Genomic DNA, 21,054 nt, shown 5'->3' with positions numbered 1-21,054 from the left:
CGGCATGCGGAAAACCACCATCATCGGGTTCGCCAGTGCTGTTCTGGTCGTCATTCTCGGCGGGCTGCTCACCGCGTACACCGATCTGGCCCATTGCAGCGAGGGCGAGCGGGAGGTGCCCTGCCCGGCCGCCGAACGGGTCAGCGACACATTCGTCTTCGCGCACAAGCCGATGAGCGCGAACGGCAGCATCACGGTGCACGTCGCCGCGCTGACCGGAACGCTCACCTATCCGCCGCCCGGCCGTGACGCGATCGTGCCGGGGCTGGTGCCCTGGGCGAAGGGCGGCATCATCATCAAGGACGGAACGGGTCAGGGCAGCCCGTACGTCGCGCTCATGCGGACAGCAGAGCACGGCGTCCGGCTGCAGTACGCGTACACCCATGATCTGGCCGGAAGCCCGGATGCGACCTGGCTGCGCCTCACCCGGGAGGGTGACACGGTGATCGGCTATGACTCGATGGACGGCCGCGAGTGGACGGAAATCGGCCGTACGCGCATTCCGGACCTGCCCGCCACTGTCGAAACGGGCATGTTCGCAACCTCGCCCGGCTGGCTGGGACTGCGCACTGTCGCACTCGGGGCAAGCGTCGCGGAATCCGGCTTCACCCAGGCCTCCGCGACCTTCGACACCATCACCACCACGGGTACGCCCACCGCGCCCTGGACCCCCGCGATCATCGGCGACCTGGGCCACACGGACTGGGAGAAACACCACCGAGCCCCGGGCATGACCGAGTCCGCCGGCACGGTCACCGTCACGGGCAGCGGCGACATCGGGCCCCAGGGAGACGGCGGCGCCCGTGACATCGAGGACACCCTGGTCGCCCTGGCACTCGGGCTCCTGATCGTGCTCGTGATGAGCACGCGCGCGAACACCGCCCCGGTGACACTCGCCGCGATGGCGTTCGGCGCCGGACTGATCGCGGCGGGTGCCACCATCCCGCTCGGCGTCCGGCTGCTCCGCGCGAACGGCAACACGGTCAACGCGGCGTCTGTCCTCACCGAGCTACGGGTGATCGTCGGCGTCGGGGTGCTGTTCGCGTTGGCCGCCCTCTTCGCCCGAGCCCTCGCCGTCCGCCTTCACCGACGCCGCCTCGCCATTCTCGTCGCTGTCGCCGTGGTCGTTGTGCCTTACCTGCTGGCGGCGTTTCCGCTCCTGCCGGACGTGGTTGCTGGTTGGCTTTTGCGGCTCACCCCGGCGGCCGGGTTTGCGGTCGTGGGGACGACTCCCGAGTATTCGCAGGTCGCGGCCCATTATGTGCCCTCGGGCGGCTACTTCCCGCTGCCGTGGTGGGGCGGTCTGCTGGTCCTGGCTGCATGGACGGCCATTGTCATGGTCGGCCGGGTCCGGCGGGTCAGCTTCAGCCGTGGCTCGGATGGCCGGACCGGGCAAGGCCGCTCGAACGGCTCGGCGGAGTGAGCAGCGCCCGAAGACTGAGTGGCGTTCGCAGTGTGAGTGGTGCCCACAGTGTGAGCGGTGCTCGCGGAGTGAGTGTTGCTCGCAGTGAGCGACGCTCGAAGAATGGGCCATGCCCGCAGTGTGAGTGGCGTTCGTAGTGTGAGTGGCCAGCTCGGAGTAAGCGGCGTTCGCACTGTGAGCGATGCTCGAAGAGTGAGTGTTGCCCACAGTGCGAGTGTCGTTCGCAGTGTGAGTGGCCCGCGCAGAGTCAGCGGCGTTCCCAGTGTGAGTGTCGCTCGCACAGTGAATGGCGTTCGCGGAGTGATTGGTGCTCGCAGAGCGAGCGACATGCGAAATGTGAACGGTGCTCTCAGAGTGAGTCGCGCTCGCAGAGTGAGCGGTGTGCGCAGAGTGAGGGGCGGCCCGGCAGGGTGCGTGGCCGGGCAGGGTGAGTAGCCGGGGGTGCGTGGCCGGGCAGGGTGAGTAGCCGGGCAGGGTGAGTAGCCGGGGGGTGCGTGGCCGGGCAGGGTGAGTGGCCCGGCAGGGTGCGTGGGCGGGGAGGGTGAGTGGCCCGGCGCCCGGGGCGGCCGCCTCCGCTCCCGGGTGCCGGGTCCGCCCCGCACTGCCGGCCAATTGTGCTGAAATGGCTGGTCAGCGCGCCCCTGAGGAGTGGCGCAGGACGTCGGAGAGTTGGGCGGCGGCGCGGACGGCGGCCAGGCGGCCCTGGTGGAGGATGGTGAGGTCCTCGACGGCGCCGGCGGGTGGGGTGTGGCTGACGGCGGCGGCGAGGGCTTCGTTCTGGCGGCCCCAGGTGGCGACCGTGTCGGTGAGGGCGGTGGCCATCGCGGCGGGTGGGAGGTCGTGGGCTGCGTAGTACGCGAGGAGTTGCTGGCGGTGGGGCCAGTAGGACCAGACCTTGGTTTCGTCGAGCAGCTGCTCGACCGGGTCGGTGCGAAGGTAGCGCAGGGCGAGCTGGACGGAGTCGGGGCGGCCGTCGGCGATCAGGTCGTCGACCATGCGGTGGCGGGCGTGGGAGCCGGCCACCTCGTAGAAGGTGCTGCGGCAGCCGTGCGGCCGGGCTGCGGCGACGATGCTCTTCCAGGTCAGCGGTGCGCCGGGGCGGGTGACCAGGAGCTCCGCCGCCGCGCGGAAGTAGATGATTTTCGTCTGCCAGTGGTTGCGGCGCGGGGACTTGTTGCCCGAGAGCCTGAGGAGCCAGCCGGCGGTGACAGTGTGCCGCAGTTCGTGGGTGATGGTCGTGGACATCGGCTGGGGCCCCTTTCGGGTCGGCTTGTCTCCGATGTCGAGCGTGGCTCGCACCGCCGGGACGGGGCATCACGTGTTCACGTGATCTCCGTCAGTTCGCCACCATCGCGGAGTTCGGGTCCCCGCCATCGCGGAGTTCAGTTCGCTACCATCGCGGCGCTCAGGTCCCCACCCTCGCGGAGTTCAGTTCGCCACCATCGCGGAACTCAGCACGTCGCAGAGCTGCGCGCCGGCGCGGACGGCGGCGAGCCGGCCCTGGTGGATGACGGTGAGGTCCTCGACGGCGCAGGCGGGCGGGCTGTGGTTCACCGACGCCGCGAGCGCCTCGTTCTGCCGGGCCCAGGCGAGCACCGACTCGGTCAGGGCCGCGGCCATCTGCTCCGGCGTGAGCGACGGCGACAGCGACAGCGACAGCGACGGCGACATCGACAAGGACCGGGACTGCGACTGCGACTGCGACAGCGACCGGGACGGCGACTGCGACGGCGACGGCGACTGCAGGCGGGCGAGAAGCTGCTGACGGTACGGCCAGTACGACCAGACCTTCGTCTCGTCGAGCAGCTGCTCCACCGGGTCGGTGCGCAGGTAGCACCAGGCGAGCTGGACGGAGTCGGGGCGGCCGTCGGCGATGAGGTCGTCGACCATGCGGTGGCGGGCGTGGGAGCCGGCTACCTCGTAGAAGGTGCTGCGGCAGCCGTACGGCCGGGCCGCGGCGACGATGCTCTTCCAGCTGAGTGGTGTGGCCGGTAGCGCGGCCAGGAGTTCGTCGGCGGCGCGGAAGTAGGTGACCTTGGTCTGCCAGTGGTTGCGGCGCGGGGAGGTGTTGCCCGAGAGCCGGGTGTGCCAGTCGCCGGTGACGGTGTGCCGGAGGCCCTGCATGATCATCGATGACATCGGCGTGAGTCCTTTTCGGTTCGACGTGATCCGATGTAGAGCGTTGCCGTCGCCGGGTCGCATCGACATCACGTGTTCACGTGTTCCTGACCGGCGCGACCCGTGACCACGTCCAGCACGGCCTCCCAGTCGGTGGGTACGGCACCGGAGCGCCACGCCACGTGCTGGTCGGGGCGCACCAGCACGAGACCGCTCTCCCAGCGGGCCCGCACCACGGCCTCGGTGATCGTGAGGTGCTTCATCGGGATGCCGCGGGCGGTGGCGGCGGCCACGAGCGGCGTACCGTCCGCCTTGTCCGTGAGGTCGACCAGGGTGAACTGCGGGCCGAGCCGGTCGAAGAGCTGGCCGCCGTCGGCCATCCGCAGTGCCGGCGGCCGGGCACCCGGCGCGGTGGTCACCTGCCCGGCCGCGGGTGCTCCGGTCTCCTGCCAGACCACGCCGGAACTGCCCGCACCTTCACCCGACGCCGTGCCGTTCAGATCCAGCTGGGGTGGCTCCTGACCGAGCACCCCGGCGAGGACCTCACGGCTCGCACCGGCGGCCGTCAACCGGCCGAACCGGCTCCGCGTCTCCAGTGCCCGCGCCGCCAGCTCCCGGTCGATCAGCGCCCGCCGGCGGCGTTCGTCCTCGTAACTGCCGAGCAGCGCGGGCCCGCCCCAGCCGTTGACCGTGGCGGCGAGTTTCCAGCCCAGGTCGACCGCGTCACCCACGCACGTGTCCACGGCATCACCTGGTGGGCGGAACCGGTGGGCGGCCTCACCCGCGAGGAAGACCGGTCCGCACCGGTACGCCGTGGCGACCCGCAACGCCTCCTCCGACTGGGTGACCCCGACGATCTCCGCCGTGTCCGCCACCGCGCCCAGCCGTCCCTTCAGCATCGCCATCGGGTCGACCATCGTCACCTCGTCGGCGGGCAGCGGCAGATGGCCGATCCACAGATCCTCGTCGTGGCGCCAGGTCAGGGTCAGCCCCGCCGTGATGATGGTCAGCGGGGACGCAGACGGCCCCGCCATCCCGTCGATGCGGAAGTAGACGGTGTAGTGGTGGACGGGGGCGGCCAGGTGTTCCATCGCGACACCGACACAGCGCCGCACCGTGCTCTGCGCGCCGTCGCACCCGGCCAGATAGGTCGCCTGGACCACGTGCCGGTCACCCGTACCCGCTTCCACCAGGACGGCCACCGCTCCGCCCTGCTCCGGTCGCAGATCCGTGAAGGTCCAGCCCTCCCGCAGATCGATGAGGGGATGCTCGCGGACGGCGTCGCGCAGCCGCCCGGTCAGCTCCGCAGCCGGTAACAGCACGTACGGCTCGATCGGCGCGGTTCCGTCCGTGACGGCTTCGTACGCGGTCCGCAGCTGGTTGACCGACGGCAGCGTCGACATCAGCACGGGTGGCTGTTCCAGCCCGCGCAGCCAAACCACCTCGGCGGTGCAGTCCGGGTCGATGCTGTGCCGGCGGATGTCCCCGGCCAGCCCCAGCCGCCGCAGCAGCTCCATGCTGCGGCCGCTGACCAGATTGAGTTCGCGGTGCGGCGCGGGCCGGGACGCCCGCTCGACCACCGTGCTCGCCACCCCGTGATGAGCGAGCTCGAGCGCGAGCACCGAACCGGCCACGCCGGCACCGACTATGAGAACAGGAGTACGCAGCGCAACCATACGGCCCATGCTGCGGCCACCGCCGTCGCGCGTACATCACGTACCCACGGGATAAGGCCTATCCGCCGCGTTCCCGCTCGACGCGTTTCGCCAGCTCGATCCGGCGCTTGATCTCCAGTTTGGCGAAGATGTGCCGCAGGTGGCTGTCCACGGTGTGCCGTGAGAGGTACAGCTCGCCGGCCACCTGCAGGTTGGTGAGGCCGTCCGCGACCAGCAGGGCGACCTTGCGTTCGGCGGGTGACAGCTCGGGGAGCAGCTCACTCTTCGGCTCGGCCGGGGGCGCACTGCCGTGCTGCCGTTGCAGGCGTCGCTGCGCGCCGGTCGCGCCGCATTCGCTCACGATGCCGAGCGCCTCGGCGTACCAGTCGGATCGGTCCTCCGCCCGTGCGGCATCTTCCAAAGTAGAGGCAAGAGCCAATCTGCGGGGTGTACGCCGGAAGCAGTCCACTGCTTGCCGCAACCGCGCCGGATCGCCGTGCAGCAGACCGCCGGCGTGGGCCGCGGCACCGTGGGCCGCATGCGACTCCGGGTTGCGTCGCGCCAGCGCCTCGGTCGCCGCCACGACCCGCCCGGCCGCGGCCCGGTCGCCCTGCCCCAGCGCGATGCCGACCAGGATGCCGGGGGCGGTCGGGTCCATCGTGATCAGGGCCGGGCGCTCCGGCAGCGATCCGTAGAAGCCCGCCGCCAGCGAGAACGCCACATCACTCTGTCCCTCGGCGTGCAGCAGCAGCGCTTCCGGCCAGACGACATCCTCGGGCGTTGCGGTGATCCCGGTGCGCATCAGCTCGTGCATCCGGGCCAGGTGCGCCTTCGCCGCCTCCAGATCGCCGCGCAGCACCGCCAGCCGGATCAAGGTCCCGAGCAGAGGCACCACCAGTTGGTACGCCGTGAGCTGCTCGGCCGTCGCCACCCCCGCATCGGCTTCCGCGGTCGCCTCGTCGAGCTCTCCGCGCGCGGCGAGAAGATTGGCGTTGTAGTAGTGCCACAACGGCTGCGCCCACAACGTCCCGAGCCGCTCCGACTCGCGGCGCCCCCGGCCGAGGACCTGCCCCGCCTCCTCGAACCGGTCGTACGCCGTCAGCGCGCTGCCCATCCAGATCGCCGGATGCCGGTGCCGGGCACGGCCGCCCCGCGTCGCCGCCGTGCTCGTCGCGGACTTCGCGTGCGCGAGCGCCGCACCCATGCGACCCTGCGCCTGAGCGACGAGGCTGCGCGCGGTCTCCCCGAACACCGCCGCGCCGTACTCGCTGCTCGCCATGCCGAGGCGCTGCGCGTCGGCCCCGGACGCGTCGGCACCCTCCAGATCGTCCACATAGAACAGGGCGTGGGCGCGGATCGCGTACAGCCGGGCCCGGGTCGCGTCGCCGATCTTCTCGTGACCCAGGCCGCGGTCGGCGTACTCAACGGCGCTCCTGTTCTGTCCTGCGTGCTTGCACGCCTCCGCCAGGCCGAGCAGCAGCTCGGCCTCGGTCTCGGCATCCAGCCCGGCGTCCAATGCCTCCTCGCCGAGCCGCCGGGCCTGATCGACCCGCGCCGCCGACGCGAGCAGGCCGACCGCCTCGGCGATGAGCACGGTCCGGTTCTGATCGTGCGCGGGCAGCGCCTCGAGCGCGTGCAGCATCAGATCCGCCGCTGTCGCCGGAGCCGCACCGGCCACCTCGCGGGCTGCGGCCCGCAACATGGCAACAGCGTCCGTGGTCCCGGCGCGACCGCTCTTGAGCAGGTGCTCGGCGACCTCGATGGCGGGCAGCCCCTCGTCCCGGGAGATCGTCGCCGCCTCCCGGTGCAGCCGCTCCCGCAACGTCCGGGGCAGCGTCGAATACACCGCCTGGCGCACCAGGTCATGGCTGAACGCGATCCCGTCCCCGGCATCGGTGAGGATCTCGGTGAGGCCCTCCTCGACCAGGCGGTACATCTCGGCGGGACCGTGCCCGGTCAACCGGGTGGCGGCCTCGACCCCGAACGGGCGGGTGAACACCGAACACGCCCTGACCAGCCACTGCGTACCCTCGCTGAGACTCTCCAGCACCTCCCGGACCGTGTCGACGAAGCTCGACGGCAGCTCCCCGCCGATCACGGTCGCCGTCCCCGCCGTGATGACGAGCTGCCGGGAGGCGCGCAGGGCCCGGAGCAGCTGCCCGACCCGCAGCGGGTTCCCGCCACAGCCGTTGGCCAGCGCCAGCACGGTGTTGTCGACCTCCGCACCGACCACCGCCGCGCTGAGCTCAGCGATCGCCGGCTCCTCCAGAACGCTCAACCGGATCGGCGCGGCGCCACCGCGGATCAACCAGTTCAACGTCTGCAGCCCCGGCGTCTCCACCGGCTCCGGCCGCCCCGCGAACACCCACCACACCGGCGAGCTGGCCAGGGCCGGAACGAGCTCGCGCACGGCGAGCGCGCTCAGCTCGTCCATCCACTGCGCGTCGTCCACCACGATCAGCAACGGCCGCTCGGCGGCGAAATCCTCGAGGGACGCCCGCAGCAGATCGATCGTGCGGTACTGCTCGGTCCGGTGCGAACCGTCGAACAGCCAGGAGAAACGCTCACCCTCGCGCGTGCACGCCCGCAGCGCCCCGGCCAGGGTGACGAGCGGCGCCGCCAAATCCAGCTTGAACGCCTCCCGTGCGGCCACGGCCAGCCCGAGCTCGGTCGCGGTCTGCACCGCCGCCCGCACCAGGTGGGACTTGCCCACACCGGCCGGCCCGAGCATGACCAGGCAGCCACCCTCACCCGCCGCGGTCCCGGCGAGGGCGCGGCGGATGGTGTCCATCTCGTCGCTACGGCCGAACGTCTGCTCGTTCAGGACGGTCTCCCCGGCATGCTCGTCGATCCTGGGCTGGGCTTGCTGAGTGGGCTGGTCGGGTTGGGCGTGCCGGTCGGGGCGGGCTGGCAGGGCAGGTCCGGCCCGCTCGGGCCGGGGCCGGCCGTTGTGGCGGTGGTGTCCGGAAGTGATGATCAATTCAGGGGTCCGTTCGGACGGTGGGCCACTCCTTGTCATAACCGGACGGACACGGGAGTGCCCGGACAGCGACGTGGATGATTTTTGTATCACCGCACTGTTGGGTGCACCTTGTCGCTGGACGGCCGGCCGCCCGTGATCCGGGCACCGCGTCATCGATCATCGGGTACGGCAGCGCCTGACCGTTCCGGGTCAGCGCGCGCCGCGCAGTACACCGGCCTGAGTGGACATAAGAGCTGATCAATCCATGGACCGCCGTCGTGCCAGGCGCTCGCGGGGTCCGCGCGCTCCGGCACACGATCGGCCCGGCCGGCTCGTCGCGATCACTCACCGCGGCGAACGGAACGCCGGAACCGGCATGATCGCGGCCGTCATCGATCGTCGTGGTCCGTGACACGCCTCGCGTGGATTCACTCATTCGGGTGACCGTCGGCTTCATGCTCACGTTGCTCGTTTCTGTCCGGGCCGTGCCACAGCTCCGCATCCGTTCACCAGGGTGGTGCTCACCGCTACCGTTACCCTTCCGCGGGCGGCGGCGTCCGCTGTCCGGGTGAACCCGGCCGAGCCGGCGGCACCGCCGCGGGAGACCTTTTCCGGCGGCCGGGAATCTACGGCCGCTGGCCTGTGTATCGCGTGATGACCATTCCTGATGCGCCCTCGGGGTGTTCCGGTGATGACGATTCCCCGGCAGCCGGAAATCGGCACCTACCCATACGAGTAGTAGGCCCCGGCGCCCTTCGTGGCTAGCGTCGAAATGCAACGGCGCTCTCGCGGAATCGGCTCTGAGCAGCCGCCGCGCCGATCTGCCGACCACCGCCCGTCGAGGCGGTGACGAACTCGAAAAGGGGTCACGACAATGGAGGAGAACGGAACCTTCGGCCGCCGGTTACGGCTGCGCCATCTGTATCGGAAACCCGGATCCGGGCTGCTCGTGGTGCCCCTCGACCACGCGATCGCCGGCGGGCCGCTGCACCACCGGGGTGACCTCGACAATCTCGTCGCCGAGCTGGCCGACAACGGTGCCGACGCGGTTGTCCTGCACAAAGGAGCCGCCCGCCGGGTGCATCCCGCGCGTTTCCGGCGGCTCTCGCTCGTGCTGCACCTGAACGCGAGCACCGGCCTGGCACCCGACCCCGACGCGAAGTACCCGGTGGCCACGGTCGAGGAGGCGCTGCGGCTGGGAGCGGAAGCGGTCAGTGTCCACATCAACGTCAGCTCGCTCACGGAGAGCCGGCAGATCGCGCATCTAGCTCTCACCGCGGAGGACTGCGACCGGTGGGGCGTTCCGCTGCTGGCGATGATGTACGTCCGCGGGCCGGAGATGATCGACGGCCGCGCCCCGGAACTGATCTCCCGGGCCCTGACCGTCGCGGCCGAGCTCGGCGCCGACCTGGTCAAGACCAGCCTGCCCGCCACGCCGGACGAGCTCACCCCGATCCTCACCGACTGCCCGATCCCCGTCCTCGCCGCGGGAGGCCCACTCGCGGGAGGCCCGGCGGCTGGCGGCCCGGCGGCTGGCGGCCCGGCGGCTGGTGCCTCAGCCGAGGTCCTGGCCGCTCTGGCCGGTGCCGTGCGTGCCGGAGCCGGGGGGATCGCGGCGGGCAGGCTGGTGTTCACCGCTCCCGACCCCGGCGCCATGGTCCGGCAGCTCGCCACCCTGGTGCACGATCGGACGGCGGTGGCGGCGCGATGACCGTCATCGACGAGAACAAGCTGACGGCTGCGGGTTCGCCCGGGGGGACCGACTTCGGCGGGGACAGGAAATGCTGGCTTGATCTGCGCGGGCTCGGTGAGTGGCGGCAGGCGGTGGGGGAGGAGGCCCTGCACCAGGGATTCGACGCGATCGTGGCCGCTGATCCGGCCGATCTCGCACCGCTGCCGCCGTCGGTGACCAGGGTCCTGGTCCCGGAGGAGTTGCCGGACGACTTCGGCGTGGCGGACCTGGTGCTGGTCGATCCGCGGCGGCACGGGATGCCGTCGGTGCTCGCCGAGCGGCACCCGGGAGTGCGGTTCGGGAGCCGGCACGACGTGCGGGACCCCGATGACCTGGCGGCGGCGTGCGAGAGCGTACGCCGTGACCCCGTGGTCCTGTTGCACTTCCTCGACCCCACGAACATCCCGATGGAGATCGTCCTGGCCGCGGCGGACGGCGCCGAGGGCACGATCATCACCCGCGTGGACGGCGTGGACGACGCAGCCGTGCATCTCAGCGTGCTGGAGCACGGACCCGGCGGCGTGATGCTCGCCGGAGCCGCGCCGGGAGAGGCGACCAGGCTCGCGCAGGTGGTGCGCGACCGGTCACCTGATCTGGAACTGGTCACGCTCACGGTCACCGGGGTACGGCACGCCGGCACGGGTGAGCGTGCGTGCGTCGACACGTGCACCTATCTGCGCCAGGACGAGGGGATCCTGGTCGGTTCGCGGTCCCGCGGCATGGTGTTGTGCGTCAGCGAGACCCACCCGCTGCCCTACATGCCGACCCGTCCGTTCCGCGTGAACGCGGGCGCGATCATGTCGTACACGCTCGCCGATCACGAACACACGCGTTACCTGAGCGAGCTGGCGGCCGGTGGCACGGTCCTCGCGGTCGGGGCGGACGGGCGGACGCGGCGGGTCACGGTCGGGCGGGTGAAGATCGAGACGCGGCCGTTGCTGTCGATCGACGCGGTGGCGCCGACGGGTGAGCGGGTCAACCTGATCGTGCAGGACGACTGGCACGTACGGGTGCTGGGCCCCGGCGCGACGGTGCACAACTCGACGTCGCTGCGCCCGGGCGACGAGGTGCTGGGCTACCTGCCCGGCCGGGAACGCCACGTGGGCTATCCCATCGACGAACTGTGCTACGAGCAATGATCTTCGACTTCCACGCCAGGCTCGCGCCCGTCCCTCGCGCCGCTGAAGTACTGCTCAGCGTCATGGACGGGGCGGGCATCGCTCGCGCGGCGGTGTCGGCCGGCGGGTTGATCGGGCTCGGCCGGCTCTCGACGCAGATCTCCGAGGGTGGGCGCGCGGAGGTGAGCGCCGACAACAACGACGTGCTCGCGCAGTGTTCGCTCTCCGGTGGGCGGCTGCTGCCGTTCTTCTTCGCGGATCCGGTGCACGACGTGGCCGCGTACCGACAAGGTGCGGGGAATTTCCGGGGGTTGGAGATCTCACCGGCCGTGCACGGGTTCCGGCTGGACGATCCGGCGGTGCACGAACTGATCGCCGTCGCGGGTGCGATGCGGCATCCGGTCTACGTGGTCACGCTGGCTCACGCCGGGGCGCGGCCCGCCGATCTTGCGCGGCTGGCCCGGGCGAACCCCGGGGTCACGTTCGTCTGGGGACACTGCGGTCACACCGGGCTGGAGCTCGCGGGTCTGGCGGAGCTCGCCCCGGTCCCGAACGTTCTGGCCGAGCTGTCCGGCTGCCTCACCGTCACGGCGCGCGCGGCGGTCGAGGGGTTCGGCGTACGGCGCGTGCTGTTCGGCACCGAGCATCCGTTGCAGGAACCGCGGGTGGAGCTGGTCAAGATCGCGGCGCTCGGTCTGTCCCCGGCTGACCTGACCGCCGTGACCTGGGCCAACGCCTGCCGCGTCCTGGGGGAGGAGACGACATGAGAGACGTCCGGCCCGGTCTGGGTGACTGGCACGATGCCGCGGAACTCGCCTATCTGCAGGACGCTCAGCTGGGGCAGCTGCTGGCGTCGGCCGCGCACTCCCCGTTCTATCGCAAACGCGGGGTGCCGGGCGGGCGCGCGGAACTCGCTCAGTATCCGCTCACCACGAAGGAGGATCTGCGCGACGCCTATCCGTTCGGGATGCTCGCGGTCGATCGGGCGGAGCTGGCGACCTATCACGAGTCGAGCGGGAGCAGCGGGGCTCCCACCGCGTCGTACTACACGGCGGCGGACTGGCTCGATCTGGCTGAACGGTATGCGCGTAAGCACGTCGGGATCCACGCGACGGACACGTTCCTGGTGCGGACGCCGTACGCCCTGATGATCACCGGGCATCTGGCGCACGCGGCTGCGCGTTCCCACGGGGCGACCGTGGTGCCCGCGGACAACCGCTCACTTGCCACCCCGTACGCGAAAGTGGTCCGGGTCCTGCACGACCTCGACGTCTCGCTCACCTGGTCGTTGCCCACGGACACGCTGCTGTGGGCCGCCTCCGCGCGGCTTCGCGGACTGCGGCCGGAGCGGGACTTCCCGGCCCTGCGCGCGCTGTTCGTGGGCGGCGAACCGTTGAGCGCGGCCCGGCGGGCGCGCATCGCGCAGATCTGGAACACGCCGGTCGTCGAGGAGTACGGCGCGACCGAGACCGGCAGCCTGGCGGGGGAGTGCCCGCACGGACGGCTGCATCTCTGGGCGGACCGGGCGATCTTCGAGGTGCACGATCCGGGAAGCGGGCGCTGCGCACCGTACGGTCGCGGGCAGCTGGTGGTCACGCCGTTGTACCGCTCGGCGATGCCGCTGCTGCGCTACAACATCGAGGACGAGGTCGAGATCTCGGACGCCCCGTGCGCGTGCGGCTGGGCACTTCCGAGCGTCAGGGTGCTCGGCCGGGCGCGGTCCGGCGTGCACGTCCGGTCCGTCGAGCTGACCCAGCTCGACGTGGAGGAGATCGTCTTCCGGCTCCCCGCGGAGTACGGTGTCCTGTTCTGGCGGGCCCGCCCCGATCCGCCGCGGCTGCGGGTCCAGATCGAGGTGGATGAACGATTCCGGTCTGTCGCGGCGCGGGACCTGCGCGACGCGCTCCACGCCGCGCACGGCATCGACACCGTCGTCGACACGGTGCCACCCGGTGGGCTGGTGCCGGCGGCGCTCCTGACCGCCGCACCCGACGTGATGAAACCCCGCAGCCTGTTCGGGTCCGCCGACAACTGGGACAAAGCGCTCCAATATTACTGATGGGCCCTCTTTGATACTGACAGGAGTGAGTGTCGTGGCCATGACCAGAGCAATCGTGATCGGCGCGGGAATCGCGGGCCTCACCACGGCCGTCGCGATGTCCCGCACCGGCGTGCATTGCGAGATCGTCGAGCGCAGAACCTGTCCGGCCGGTGGCGGCGGGCTCCAGCTGTCCCCTGATGCCACCTCGGTTCTGCGGCGGCTGGGGCTGGGAACGGTGCTGCGGGACGCGACCCGGCCGCGCACCCGCGAACTGCGGCGCTGGCAGGACAACTCCGTCATCGCCCGGACCGGACTCGGGTCGCGGGAGGCGCCCTACTGCACGATGCGGCGCACCACCCTCGTACGCGCACTGCTCGCGGCCGTGCCCGGTTCTGTTCACTTCGGGCGGCGCTGTGCCGGCGTGATCGACCACACCGGCGGCGTTGTCGCCCGCCTCGACGACGGCACGGCGCTGACCGCGGACATCGTGGTGGGGGCTGACGGATTGCACTCCTCGGTCGCCGCTCAGCTCGGCACCGTGCCGATCCGCTACTCGGGGCACAGCGTCTACCGGGCGGTGATCCCGGCGGGCCGGGCCGGGCGGCTGGCGCCATCCGGCGTGGTCGTCTGGCTGGGCCCGGGACAGCACTGCGTCGCCTACCCCATCGACGACGGGGGCAGCATCAACCTCGTGTTCACCGTGCCGGCGGCGGTGCCACCCTCGGCCGTCCGGGAGGTGGAGACGGCGAGCGTGCTGCGGGCGTACGACAATTGGCATCCCGCCGTGCGCGGCCTGATCGCACTGGCCGACCGGTTCGATCATCATGGCCTGTTCGACCGCGCACCGCTGCCGGCCTGGCACCGCGGCCGCGTGGTCCTGGTCGGCGACGCCGCGCACCCGATGCTGCCGTTCGTGGCGCAGGGTGCGGCGCAGGCCATCGAGGACGCGGCGGCGCTGGCCGGAAACCTGGACGACTTCGCGCGTTTCGAGGCGGGGCGCCGGCCGCGGGTGGAGCGCATCGCGGCTGCCGCGCGGGACGGCGCGGTGGAGTTCCACCTTCCGGACGGTCCGGCCCAGCGTGAGCGCGATCGCCGGCTCGCCGCCGGTGCCCGACCGCAAGTGGGGGCCCTGCGATGATCGCTCTGGTGACCGGGGCCGGTCAGGGGATCGGCGCGGCTGTCGTCGCGGCACTGGCGGCGGACGGGTACCGCGTCGTCGCGACCGATCTGAAGCCGCCGGTCACGGATCCGGGCACACCGGACGTCCTCGCGATGGCGATGGACGTGTGTGACACGGGTGCGGTGACGGCGACCGTCGCGTGCATCGAGCAGTCGGTCGGAGCGATCGACGTCCTCGTCAACGTCGCGGGGATCCTGCGGGTCGGCCCGGCCACGGACGCGACCGACGCCGACTGGCACGACGTCTTCGACGTGAACGCGGCCGGCGTCTTCCGGGTCAGCCGTGCCGTCGCCCGGCCGATGATGGCGCGGCACCGGGGAGCCATCGTCACCGTCGCCTCGAACGCGGGCGGTGTGCCGAGAATGAACATGGCCGCCTATGCGGCGTCCAAGGCCGCAGCCGTTCATTTCACGCGCAGCCTGGGGCTCGAGCTCGCGGCGTTCGGCATCCGGTGCAACGTGGTCTCCCCGGGTTCCACCGACACCCCCATGCAGCGTGGTCTCTGGAGCGACGCCGGGGGTGCGGCGGCGACTGTCGCGGGCGATCCCGGCCGGTACAAGGCCGGCATTCCGCTGGGCCGGATCGCCGCACCGCAGGACGTGGCCGACGCGGTGGTGTTCCTCGCCTCGGCCCGCGCCCGCCACATCACCATGCAGAACGTCTATGTGGACGGGGGCGCGGCGCTGTGATCACGCAGGACCGTCGCCAGCTCCACCCGGGAGGCGATCCCGAGCTTCTGGAAGACCTGCCGCAGGTGGTAGTTGACCGTGTGCGGCGACAACCCGACCCGGTTGGCGATCTGCTGGTTGGTCAGGGCGTGACCGGCGAGTTCGGCGACCTCACGCTCCCGGGAACTGAGCAGGTCCCGGCCCGGTCGCTGCGGTGCCACGCGCAGCGCCGCCGCGATCGGGCGCGGCAGGCTGTCCGTCACGATCGCCCGGACGAGGTCGTGACTGAACGACAGCATCTCGCCGTCGCCGACGAGCAGCCCCGACTCCAGCGCCTCGCCGATCGCCGGCACCACCCGCACCGGGCTCACCCGCACCAGCCGGGTCAGCTCGACCAGGGGAAACGGCGAGCGCAGGGTCGTCGCGGCCTGCAGGAGGTGCCGCGCCTGCGGGGAGAGGGCTGCGAGCTGTCCGGACACCCAGGATTGCGTACGCCGGGGAAGTGCCGGAGGCTCCGAAACCGTCACCCGCCCCTCCTCCTGCAACCCGGTGATCAGCTCGCGGACCGCCCCCGGGCGCCCGGCGGCAACCCGCAGCAGGTCCACCAGTTCCCTGCCCGGCGGCCGGCCGAGCAGCTCGGCGGCGAGCAGTCCGACCTCGGCGGGCGGCAACGGGGCGAGGGTCAGCCGGTGGACCGAGGGCGAGGTCAGGCGGTCGAGCGGAAGCGGATCGTGGCCGGTGCGAGCGGTCACGACGACGAGGACGGGGGCGGATTCGGCGAGCAGGTCGAGGCCGTCCCAGATCCGGGCGGTGATCCGCAGCGGATGGTCGCTGCAGAACATCAACGGCCCTGCCGGCGTCCACTCCGGAGCATCCGTGACGGTGACACCCAACCGGCGGGCCGCCGCGCTCAGCTCCTGCAGGAACCGGGTCCGGCCGCTGCCCGCGGCACCCTCCACGACCAGGACGGTGACCTGGCCCGGCGCCGTGGCGCCGAGCAGCCCGGTGGCATACCGCAGTTCGCGTTCCCGGCCGACGAACGGTGCCGGGCGCAGGTCACGGGCGATGTCGGGGCACCCCATGGCTCCTCCTCGATCGTTGTGTACGAACGATGGTGGGCCGAGGTCGCCGGACGGACGCTCTATAAGTAGGGGATCGCGGCACGCAGTCGCCTTCCTCACATCCGGTATCAGAAGGTGAGGCATAGCGAAACCCGGTCCCCGTGTCCGCAGCTGATCATCGGAGAAAGGGTCGTTCGAACGGCGCGAGACTTCGACGATCGTCTCTAGGTGGGCCGCGAATCGCTTGATCCTGCGCACAGCCCTCCCGCAGGACGGGCGTTTCCGGTCAAGCTGACGCTCCACAGTCCTCATTCAGGATCGGCCCGATCGGGCGACTCGATCGGATCCCGATCTGGCAGCTCGACCGGAAGGAGTAGCGGTGAACAACTCGCATGCCCCGACCCAGCGTCTCGACCCCGCCCGGATCCGTGCGGGCCGCGCGTCGAACGCGCCCCAGGGCGGGCTCTACGCCTCCCGCACGGTCCGGCCCGAAGCGCCCGTCGAAGTGCGGGACCAGCCGTCGCGCAGCGTCGACGAGCGGCGCGTGATCGACCTGCGGCCGGGCTCGGAACGCGCCGAGGGGGCGCTGTCCGACGGGTTGCGGGCGGCGGGTGACGACCGGGTCCGGGAGTTCCGTGGCCTGGCGCGCAGTGGACAGCTCGCCGCCGTTGCCGCCGCCGATACCGGCCTGCGGGTGCGGCTCAGTGGTGCGGCGTACGAGGTGGTCTGGCCGATTGTGTTCTCCCGGCTGACCCGTAGGTTCGAGCTGGCGCGCGGGCACGCCATGTGTGCGTCGGGCGTGGAACGGCTGGCCGACGAATGCCTCGACCGGTTCCACGAGGACGTCGAGGCGGTCGTCGCGGACGTGCTCGCCCACGCCCGGCAGCCGATCCTCCACCTCGAGGCGTGGATCGCCGGGCGACTCAACGCCGCCACGGTCGACCATCACCGGCGGATGCGGGGACGGCGTGGCGCATTGCAGCGTCCGCGGTTGCCGCGGTGGCTCGCCGATGCCCTGGACAACGATCCGTGGCTCACCACGCTCGCGACGGAGATCCTGGTCTGGGTCGGGGTCACGCTCACGGCGGGCTCCGAGACCTGGCCCCTGGAGTCCTGGTCGCAGAAGCGGGGGGTCCGGACCGGGCAGTGGGCGACCAGCGACCCGGCAACCGTCGCGCGGGAGATCGAGTCGGTTCTCGCGATCATGCGCCGACGGCGGGACTGGTACGAGTCGTACGTGGAGCGTCCGCTCGGCGCCAAGCAGGCGCCCGTGGCCACCTCGCCGGTGGGGGACGCCACCGGTGAGCTCGCTCGGCCGCTCGGCCCCGCGGACCCCGACGGCGCGATCGACGCCGAGCTGCTCGGCCTCGCCGCCGAGGCGGTACGGAAGATCGACAGCCGGGTCGCGGGGGGCGAGCGGGCCGAGGCCATCGTGGTCGACGTCATCCGCGCGGTCTTCGGCGGGACGTTCACCGGGACGCTCGACCGCGCACCCTACGGCGCCGCCGATCCGGTCGGCGGTCTGTCCGGCGCGCTCGCGAACACACAGACGGTCAACCGCATCGTCACGACGGTCCTGAGCATTCTGCCGGCGGGCATGTCCGTCAGAAACGAGCATGACGACACCAGAGAACAGCGAGCCCGTCGCCCACATCGGTGAGCGTTCCCAGGCCGGTGCGCGCGGTGACCATCCACAGCCCGCCGGCCTGATGCGGGTTGCCGGCTACTCGCCGCCCCCGGTGATCTCCCGGCCGGCGACGGCGGGAGATCGCATCGGGGCGGCACTGCTCGACGGGGGGATCGCGGTGGTCACCCTCGGGGTGGGATGGTTCATCTGGTCGCTGTTCACCTGGCAGCACGGCCAGAGCCCGGGCAAGTCGCTGCTCGGCTACGTGGTGGTCGACGCGCTGACGGGCGAGCCGTTCGGGTGGGGACGGATGTTCGTCCGCGAGCTCCTGATCAGGGCCGTCCTGTTCAGCGGCGCCGGCGCGCTCACCTGCGGCGTGTTCTCCCTGGTCGACGCGGGCACGATCTTCCGGCAGGATGTGCGCTGCCTGCACGACCAGGCCGCCGGCTCGATGGTGGTGGTCCTGCCGGCCGGCTGAGCTACGGGCGGGTGTTCGACGTCACGGATACCCGGGCGCGATCTGCGGATACTGTTCCCCGCGGTGTCCAAGCTCGCCGCGGCCTTCGCCCTGCCCACAGCGCCCGGATCCTTCGTCGGCCGTGCGGTGCTGCTCGACGCCCTGCGCGCGGAGCTGGCGAGACCGTCGGCGCTGGTGCTGCTCACCGGCGAGGCGGGGGTCGGGAAGACCCGGCTGGTCGCCGAGCTGCTCGACAGCGCCGAGGTCCCGATCGTGGTCGCCCACTGTGACGACCTGCGCGACCCGCAACCGCTCGGACCGCTCGTCGACGGGTTGCGGCTCACCTCCCCGCTGGTCACCGGGCCGCCGCTGGACGCCGACGCCGAGCGGGCCCGGCTGCTCAGGGCCATGGCCGAGCTGCTCCGCGAGCGGGGTCCGCTCGTCGTCGCTCTCGAGGATCTGCAGATGGCCGATCCGGCCACCGTGGAGCTGATCGACCATCTGGCCGCGTACCCCGTGCCCGGCCTGTCCGTGCTGATAACCATGCGTGACGGCCTCCCCGGCTGGCAGCCACCCCCGGCCGTGCGGCACTTGCCGGTGTCGCCGATGACCCGAGACGAGGTCGGCAGTCTCGCCGCCGCGGTGCTGACCAGGTTCGACGCGGGCGCCGAGCCGCCGGACCGGTTCATCACCCACCTGTTCGAGCGGACGGCCGGCATCCCGTTCCTGATCGAGGAGGTCGTGCGCTCGCTGGTGACCGGCGGTGACGTGGAGCGCATCCGGCGCCATCCCGAGGTCCTCGCCGACGTCGCCGTCCCCGCCCTGCTGCGGGACGTGCTCCTCACCCGCCTGCGCCAGCTCGGCGAACGCACCCAGGAAATTCTCGGCGCGGCCGCGGTGACCGGCATGGCTGCGGACCCGCACCCACTGTCCGTGATGGTCGACACGGATCACCGTACGGTCGCCACGGCCCTCGCCGAAGCCCGCGCCGCCGGCCTGCTGCACGAACGCGACGGCCGGCTCTGGTTCCGGCACACCCTCGCCCGGCAGGTCGTCTACGAACTCGTCCCGCCGGTGACCCGCAGCCTGCTGCACCTGCGCAGCGCCCGGATGCTCGAGGAGCAGCAGCCCCGGCCGGTCGCGCTGCTCGCCCACCACTACCGGCTCGCGGGCAGTCCCGCCGACCACGTGCGCAACGCCGAGGCCGCGGCCGATCTCGCCACCGCCCAGGGCGACGACGCCACCGCGGCCCGCTTCCTGCTCGAGACCATGGGGTACGCCGACCTGCCCCGCCCGGTCCGGGTCCGGCTCGCGGTGAAACTGGGCCGCTCGGCGATCGAGAGCGTCGCCCAGGCCGACGCCATCCCGGTCCTGCGCCGCCTGCTCGCCGACCGCCGGCTGCCCCCGGGCGCCCGCGGCGAGCTGGGCCTGGCACTCGGGCGGATGCTGCGCCAGCAGGGCGAGGCCCGCGAGGGGTACGAGGAGATCGAGCGCGCGGTGCCCTACCTGCGTCAGCACGCCCGCCGCGCCCGCGCCCTCGCCGTCCTCTCCGCGCCGGACACCGTCGTCGGCCGGCACGTCTCGGAACATCAACGCCGCTGCACCGAGGCCGCCGCGGCAGCCGAGCTCTCCGGGGACCCGTCCGCCCTGCTCGCCGTCGAGATCGCCCGCCTGTCGCTCAGCCTGGAGACCGGTGATCCCGGCGCGTGGCCCGCGATCGAGGCGGCCCTCGCCGACGAGACGTTCGCCGGCTACCCCCGGGACCGGGCCCGGGCCTGCCTCAACTGGGCTCAAGGCGCGCTGCACGCCGGCCTGACCTCCGCCGCGTCGCAGCTGCTCGACACCGGTCGCCGGCTCGTCGACGCCGCCCAGTACGAACGGCTCCGGCCGATCGTAGAGCTCACCGAGATGGGCCTGGATCTGGCTGCCGGGCGGTACGACGGGCTCGAGGAGCGGCTGCTGCATTTTCTCGCCCGGCCGTACCGCTCACCGCAGGCCATGCCGGACGCGCGGCTCTACCTCGCCCGGCTGCGCTACCGGCAGAGCCGCGCGGCCTCGGCCTCGGCCGTGGCGTCGGCTCCGAGCGGTGCGGAAGCGGGGATGCGTACGGTGATCGCCGAGGCCGCCCGGGTCGGTGCTGTGTGGCCGCTCATCCCCGCGCACACTGCACTCGCACTGTTGCTGGTGGAGGACGGCCGCTCCGCGGAGGGGATGGCCGAGGTGGCGGCGGCCCTGGAGCTGGTCGAGGGAAAAGGCATTGAGGCGTGGGGGCGGGAAGCACGTAGCATCCGCAACCATGCGGATCACTAAATACACCCACGCGTGCGTCCGGCTCGAGGCCGAGGGCCGGGTCCTGATCGTCGACCCGGGGACCTGGAGCGAGGCGTACGCGCTGAAGGGCGCCGATGCCGTCCTGGTGACCCATGAGCACAGTGACCACGTCGACGTGTTGCGGCTCGCGGGTCTCGGCGTCCCCGTCTACGCCCCGGCCGGCGCAGGGATCACGGGGGTGGACTTCACCCCTGTCACGCCCGGTTCGACGTTCAGCGCGGCGGGTTTCGAGGTGCAGGCGGTCGGCGGGGAGCACGCCACCATCTACGGCGGGCTGCCGGACTGCCCCAACCTCGGGTACATCGTGGACGGCGCCGCCTACCACCCGGGGGACTCGCTGCACGTTCCCGGCGTGCCGGTGGAGACGCTCCTGGTCCCGGCGCAGGGCTCCTGGCTGAAGATGCGCGAGGCGATCGATTTCGTGAAGACCGTCAACCCGGACCGCACGATCCCGATCCACGATGCCCAGCTGAACGAGCGCGGCCTCGAATCGATCAACGGCTGGCTCGCGGAGGAGACCGACAACGGGTACCGCTATCTGGCGCCCGGCGAACACATTTGATCTTACGCATTTGGCTTCAGTGCGTACGGGGCGTACTCGACGCAGTTCTATGCTCTATTCTCCTTGCCTGGCGACCGGATATTCCACTCCGGCTTTTTGATGCCGGCTTTTCTGCTTAC

16 protein-coding genes are annotated in these 21,054 nt (G+C 71.6%); 11 read left to right on the top strand and 5 right to left on the bottom strand.

Features of this window, described 5'->3' with window-relative positions; all coding sequences use genetic code 11:
- Window positions 1-4 precede the first annotated feature (4 nt).
- Complete coding sequence (locus Aco04nite_RS27770) at window positions 5-1,423, top strand: DUF1349 domain-containing protein (protein ID WP_213000186.1); 1,419 nt, start codon at window positions 5-7, stop codon at window positions 1,421-1,423.
- A 630-nt stretch (window positions 1,424-2,053) separates the two neighbouring features.
- Here the strand turns inward: Aco04nite_RS27770 and Aco04nite_RS27765 are convergent.
- The 4 genes from Aco04nite_RS27765 to Aco04nite_RS27750 all read right to left on the bottom strand — a co-directional run bounded on the left by Aco04nite_RS27765 (window position 2,054) and on the right by Aco04nite_RS27750 (window position 8,176).
- A complete protein-coding gene (locus Aco04nite_RS27765; RefSeq protein ID WP_213000185.1) occupies window positions 2,054-2,668 on the bottom strand; it encodes a hypothetical protein in 615 nt (204 codons plus the stop codon).
- 183 nt (window positions 2,669-2,851) lie between these two features.
- Window positions 2,852-3,562: a hypothetical protein gene (locus tag Aco04nite_RS27760; protein ID WP_244876341.1), complete on the bottom strand. Its 711-nt coding sequence runs from the start codon at window positions 3,560-3,562 to the stop codon at window positions 2,852-2,854.
- Window positions 3,563-3,630: 68 nt separating this feature from the next.
- Entirely contained in the window at window positions 3,631-5,217 is a 1,587-nt protein-coding gene (locus Aco04nite_RS27755) for an FAD-dependent monooxygenase (protein ID WP_213000184.1), read from the bottom strand.
- Between the two features lie 58 nt (window positions 5,218-5,275).
- Complete coding sequence (locus Aco04nite_RS27750) at window positions 5,276-8,176, bottom strand: ATP-binding protein (protein WP_244876340.1); 2,901 nt, start codon at window positions 8,174-8,176, stop codon at window positions 5,276-5,278.
- Window positions 8,177-9,032: 856 nt separating this feature from the next.
- On the opposite strand from Aco04nite_RS27750, the gene Aco04nite_RS27745 reads away from it, so the two are divergent.
- From Aco04nite_RS27745 to Aco04nite_RS27720, 6 genes are read left to right on the top strand one after another with little or no spacing between them, the layout of a single operon-like run.
- Window positions 9,033-9,869: a beta/alpha barrel domain-containing protein gene (locus Aco04nite_RS27745; RefSeq protein WP_213000182.1), complete on the top strand. Its 837-nt coding sequence runs from the start codon at window positions 9,033-9,035 to the stop codon at window positions 9,867-9,869.
- Window positions 9,866-11,029 (top strand): 3-dehydroquinate synthase II family protein, encoded by a 1,164-nt coding sequence (locus Aco04nite_RS27740; RefSeq protein WP_213000181.1) that lies wholly within the window; start codon window positions 9,866-9,868, stop codon window positions 11,027-11,029. Before Aco04nite_RS27745 ends, Aco04nite_RS27740 begins: the two co-directional genes overlap by 4 nt.
- Entirely contained in the window at window positions 11,026-11,775 is a 750-nt protein-coding gene (locus Aco04nite_RS27735; RefSeq protein WP_213000180.1) for an amidohydrolase family protein, read from the top strand. Before Aco04nite_RS27740 ends, Aco04nite_RS27735 begins: the two co-directional genes overlap by 4 nt.
- Window positions 11,772-13,067, top strand: a complete 1,296-nt coding sequence (locus tag Aco04nite_RS27730) for a phenylacetate--CoA ligase family protein (RefSeq protein ID WP_213000179.1) — start codon at window positions 11,772-11,774, stop codon at window positions 13,065-13,067. Before Aco04nite_RS27735 ends, Aco04nite_RS27730 begins: the two co-directional genes overlap by 4 nt.
- 40 nt (window positions 13,068-13,107) lie before the next feature.
- A complete protein-coding gene (locus Aco04nite_RS27725) occupies window positions 13,108-14,187 on the top strand; it encodes an FAD-dependent monooxygenase (protein ID WP_213000178.1) in 1,080 nt (359 codons plus the stop codon).
- Complete coding sequence (locus Aco04nite_RS27720; protein ID WP_213000177.1) at window positions 14,184-14,918, top strand: 2,3-dihydro-2,3-dihydroxybenzoate dehydrogenase; 735 nt, start codon at window positions 14,184-14,186, stop codon at window positions 14,916-14,918. Before Aco04nite_RS27725 ends, Aco04nite_RS27720 begins: the two co-directional genes overlap by 4 nt.
- Here the strand turns inward: Aco04nite_RS27720 and Aco04nite_RS27715 are convergent.
- A complete protein-coding gene (locus tag Aco04nite_RS27715; RefSeq protein WP_213000176.1) occupies window positions 14,891-15,979 on the bottom strand; it encodes a LuxR C-terminal-related transcriptional regulator in 1,089 nt (362 codons plus the stop codon). The genes Aco04nite_RS27720 and Aco04nite_RS27715 overlap by 28 nt on opposite strands.
- A 358-nt stretch (window positions 15,980-16,337) precedes the next feature.
- On the opposite strand from Aco04nite_RS27715, the gene Aco04nite_RS27710 reads away from it, so the two are divergent.
- The 4 genes from Aco04nite_RS27710 (at window position 16,338) to Aco04nite_RS27695 (ending at window position 20,935) form a co-directional block, all read left to right on the top strand.
- On the top strand, window positions 16,338-17,618 hold the full coding sequence (locus Aco04nite_RS27710; protein ID WP_213000175.1) for a hypothetical protein: 1,281 nt from the start codon (window positions 16,338-16,340) through the stop codon (window positions 17,616-17,618).
- Window positions 17,575-18,063: an RDD family protein gene (locus tag Aco04nite_RS27705; protein ID WP_213000174.1), complete on the top strand. Its 489-nt coding sequence runs from the start codon at window positions 17,575-17,577 to the stop codon at window positions 18,061-18,063. Before Aco04nite_RS27710 ends, Aco04nite_RS27705 begins: the two co-directional genes overlap by 44 nt.
- Window positions 18,064-18,126: 63 nt before the next feature.
- Window positions 18,127-20,352 carry an ATP-binding protein gene (locus Aco04nite_RS27700; RefSeq protein ID WP_213000173.1) on the top strand — a complete coding sequence of 742 codons (2,226 nt, stop codon included), beginning with the start codon at window positions 18,127-18,129 and terminating at the stop codon, window positions 20,350-20,352.
- Complete coding sequence (locus Aco04nite_RS27695) at window positions 20,339-20,935, top strand: MBL fold metallo-hydrolase (protein WP_213000172.1); 597 nt, start codon at window positions 20,339-20,341, stop codon at window positions 20,933-20,935. The genes Aco04nite_RS27700 and Aco04nite_RS27695 overlap by 14 nt, the downstream gene beginning before the upstream one ends.
- The last annotated feature ends 119 nt before the right edge of the window (window positions 20,936-21,054 follow it).

The sequence above is a fragment of the Winogradskya consettensis genome (assembly GCF_018332715.1).
Lineage (GTDB): Bacteria > Actinomycetota > Actinomycetes > Mycobacteriales > Micromonosporaceae > Actinoplanes > Actinoplanes consettensis.
Note: the sequence above shows the minus strand (reverse complement) of the source record. Positions and strands in the feature narration are given on the sequence as shown.

What these genes read in the sequence shown, in the direction of transcription:
- Aco04nite_RS27730 (WP_213000179.1), top strand. Translation starts at nt 11,772, where the DNA reads ATGAGAGACGTCCGGCCCGGTCTGGGTGACTGGCACGATGCCGCGGAA.
- Aco04nite_RS27765 (WP_213000185.1), bottom strand. Translation starts at nt 2,668, where the DNA reads ATGTCCACGACCATCACCCACGAACTGCGGCACACTGTCACCGCCGGC.
- Aco04nite_RS27735 (WP_213000180.1), top strand. Translation starts at nt 11,026, where the DNA reads ATGATCTTCGACTTCCACGCCAGGCTCGCGCCCGTCCCTCGCGCCGCT.
- Aco04nite_RS27740 (WP_213000181.1), top strand. Translation starts at nt 9,866, where the DNA reads ATGACCGTCATCGACGAGAACAAGCTGACGGCTGCGGGTTCGCCCGGG.
- Aco04nite_RS27695 (WP_213000172.1), top strand. Translation starts at nt 20,339, where the DNA reads ATGCGGATCACTAAATACACCCACGCGTGCGTCCGGCTCGAGGCCGAG.
- Aco04nite_RS27745 (WP_213000182.1), top strand. Translation starts at nt 9,033, where the DNA reads ATGGAGGAGAACGGAACCTTCGGCCGCCGGTTACGGCTGCGCCATCTG.
- Aco04nite_RS27755 (WP_213000184.1), bottom strand. Translation starts at nt 5,217, where the DNA reads ATGGTTGCGCTGCGTACTCCTGTTCTCATAGTCGGTGCCGGCGTGGCC.
- Aco04nite_RS27715 (WP_213000176.1), bottom strand. Translation starts at nt 15,979, where the DNA reads ATGGGGTGCCCCGACATCGCCCGTGACCTGCGCCCGGCACCGTTCGTC.
- Aco04nite_RS27725 (WP_213000178.1), top strand. Translation starts at nt 13,108, where the DNA reads ATGACCAGAGCAATCGTGATCGGCGCGGGAATCGCGGGCCTCACCACG.
- Aco04nite_RS27770 (WP_213000186.1), top strand. Translation starts at nt 5, where the DNA reads ATGCGGAAAACCACCATCATCGGGTTCGCCAGTGCTGTTCTGGTCGTC.
- Aco04nite_RS27760 (WP_244876341.1), bottom strand. Translation starts at nt 3,562, where the DNA reads ATGTCATCGATGATCATGCAGGGCCTCCGGCACACCGTCACCGGCGAC.
- Aco04nite_RS27720 (WP_213000177.1), top strand. Translation starts at nt 14,184, where the DNA reads ATGATCGCTCTGGTGACCGGGGCCGGTCAGGGGATCGGCGCGGCTGTC.
- Aco04nite_RS27705 (WP_213000174.1), top strand. Translation starts at nt 17,575, where the DNA reads ATGACGACACCAGAGAACAGCGAGCCCGTCGCCCACATCGGTGAGCGT.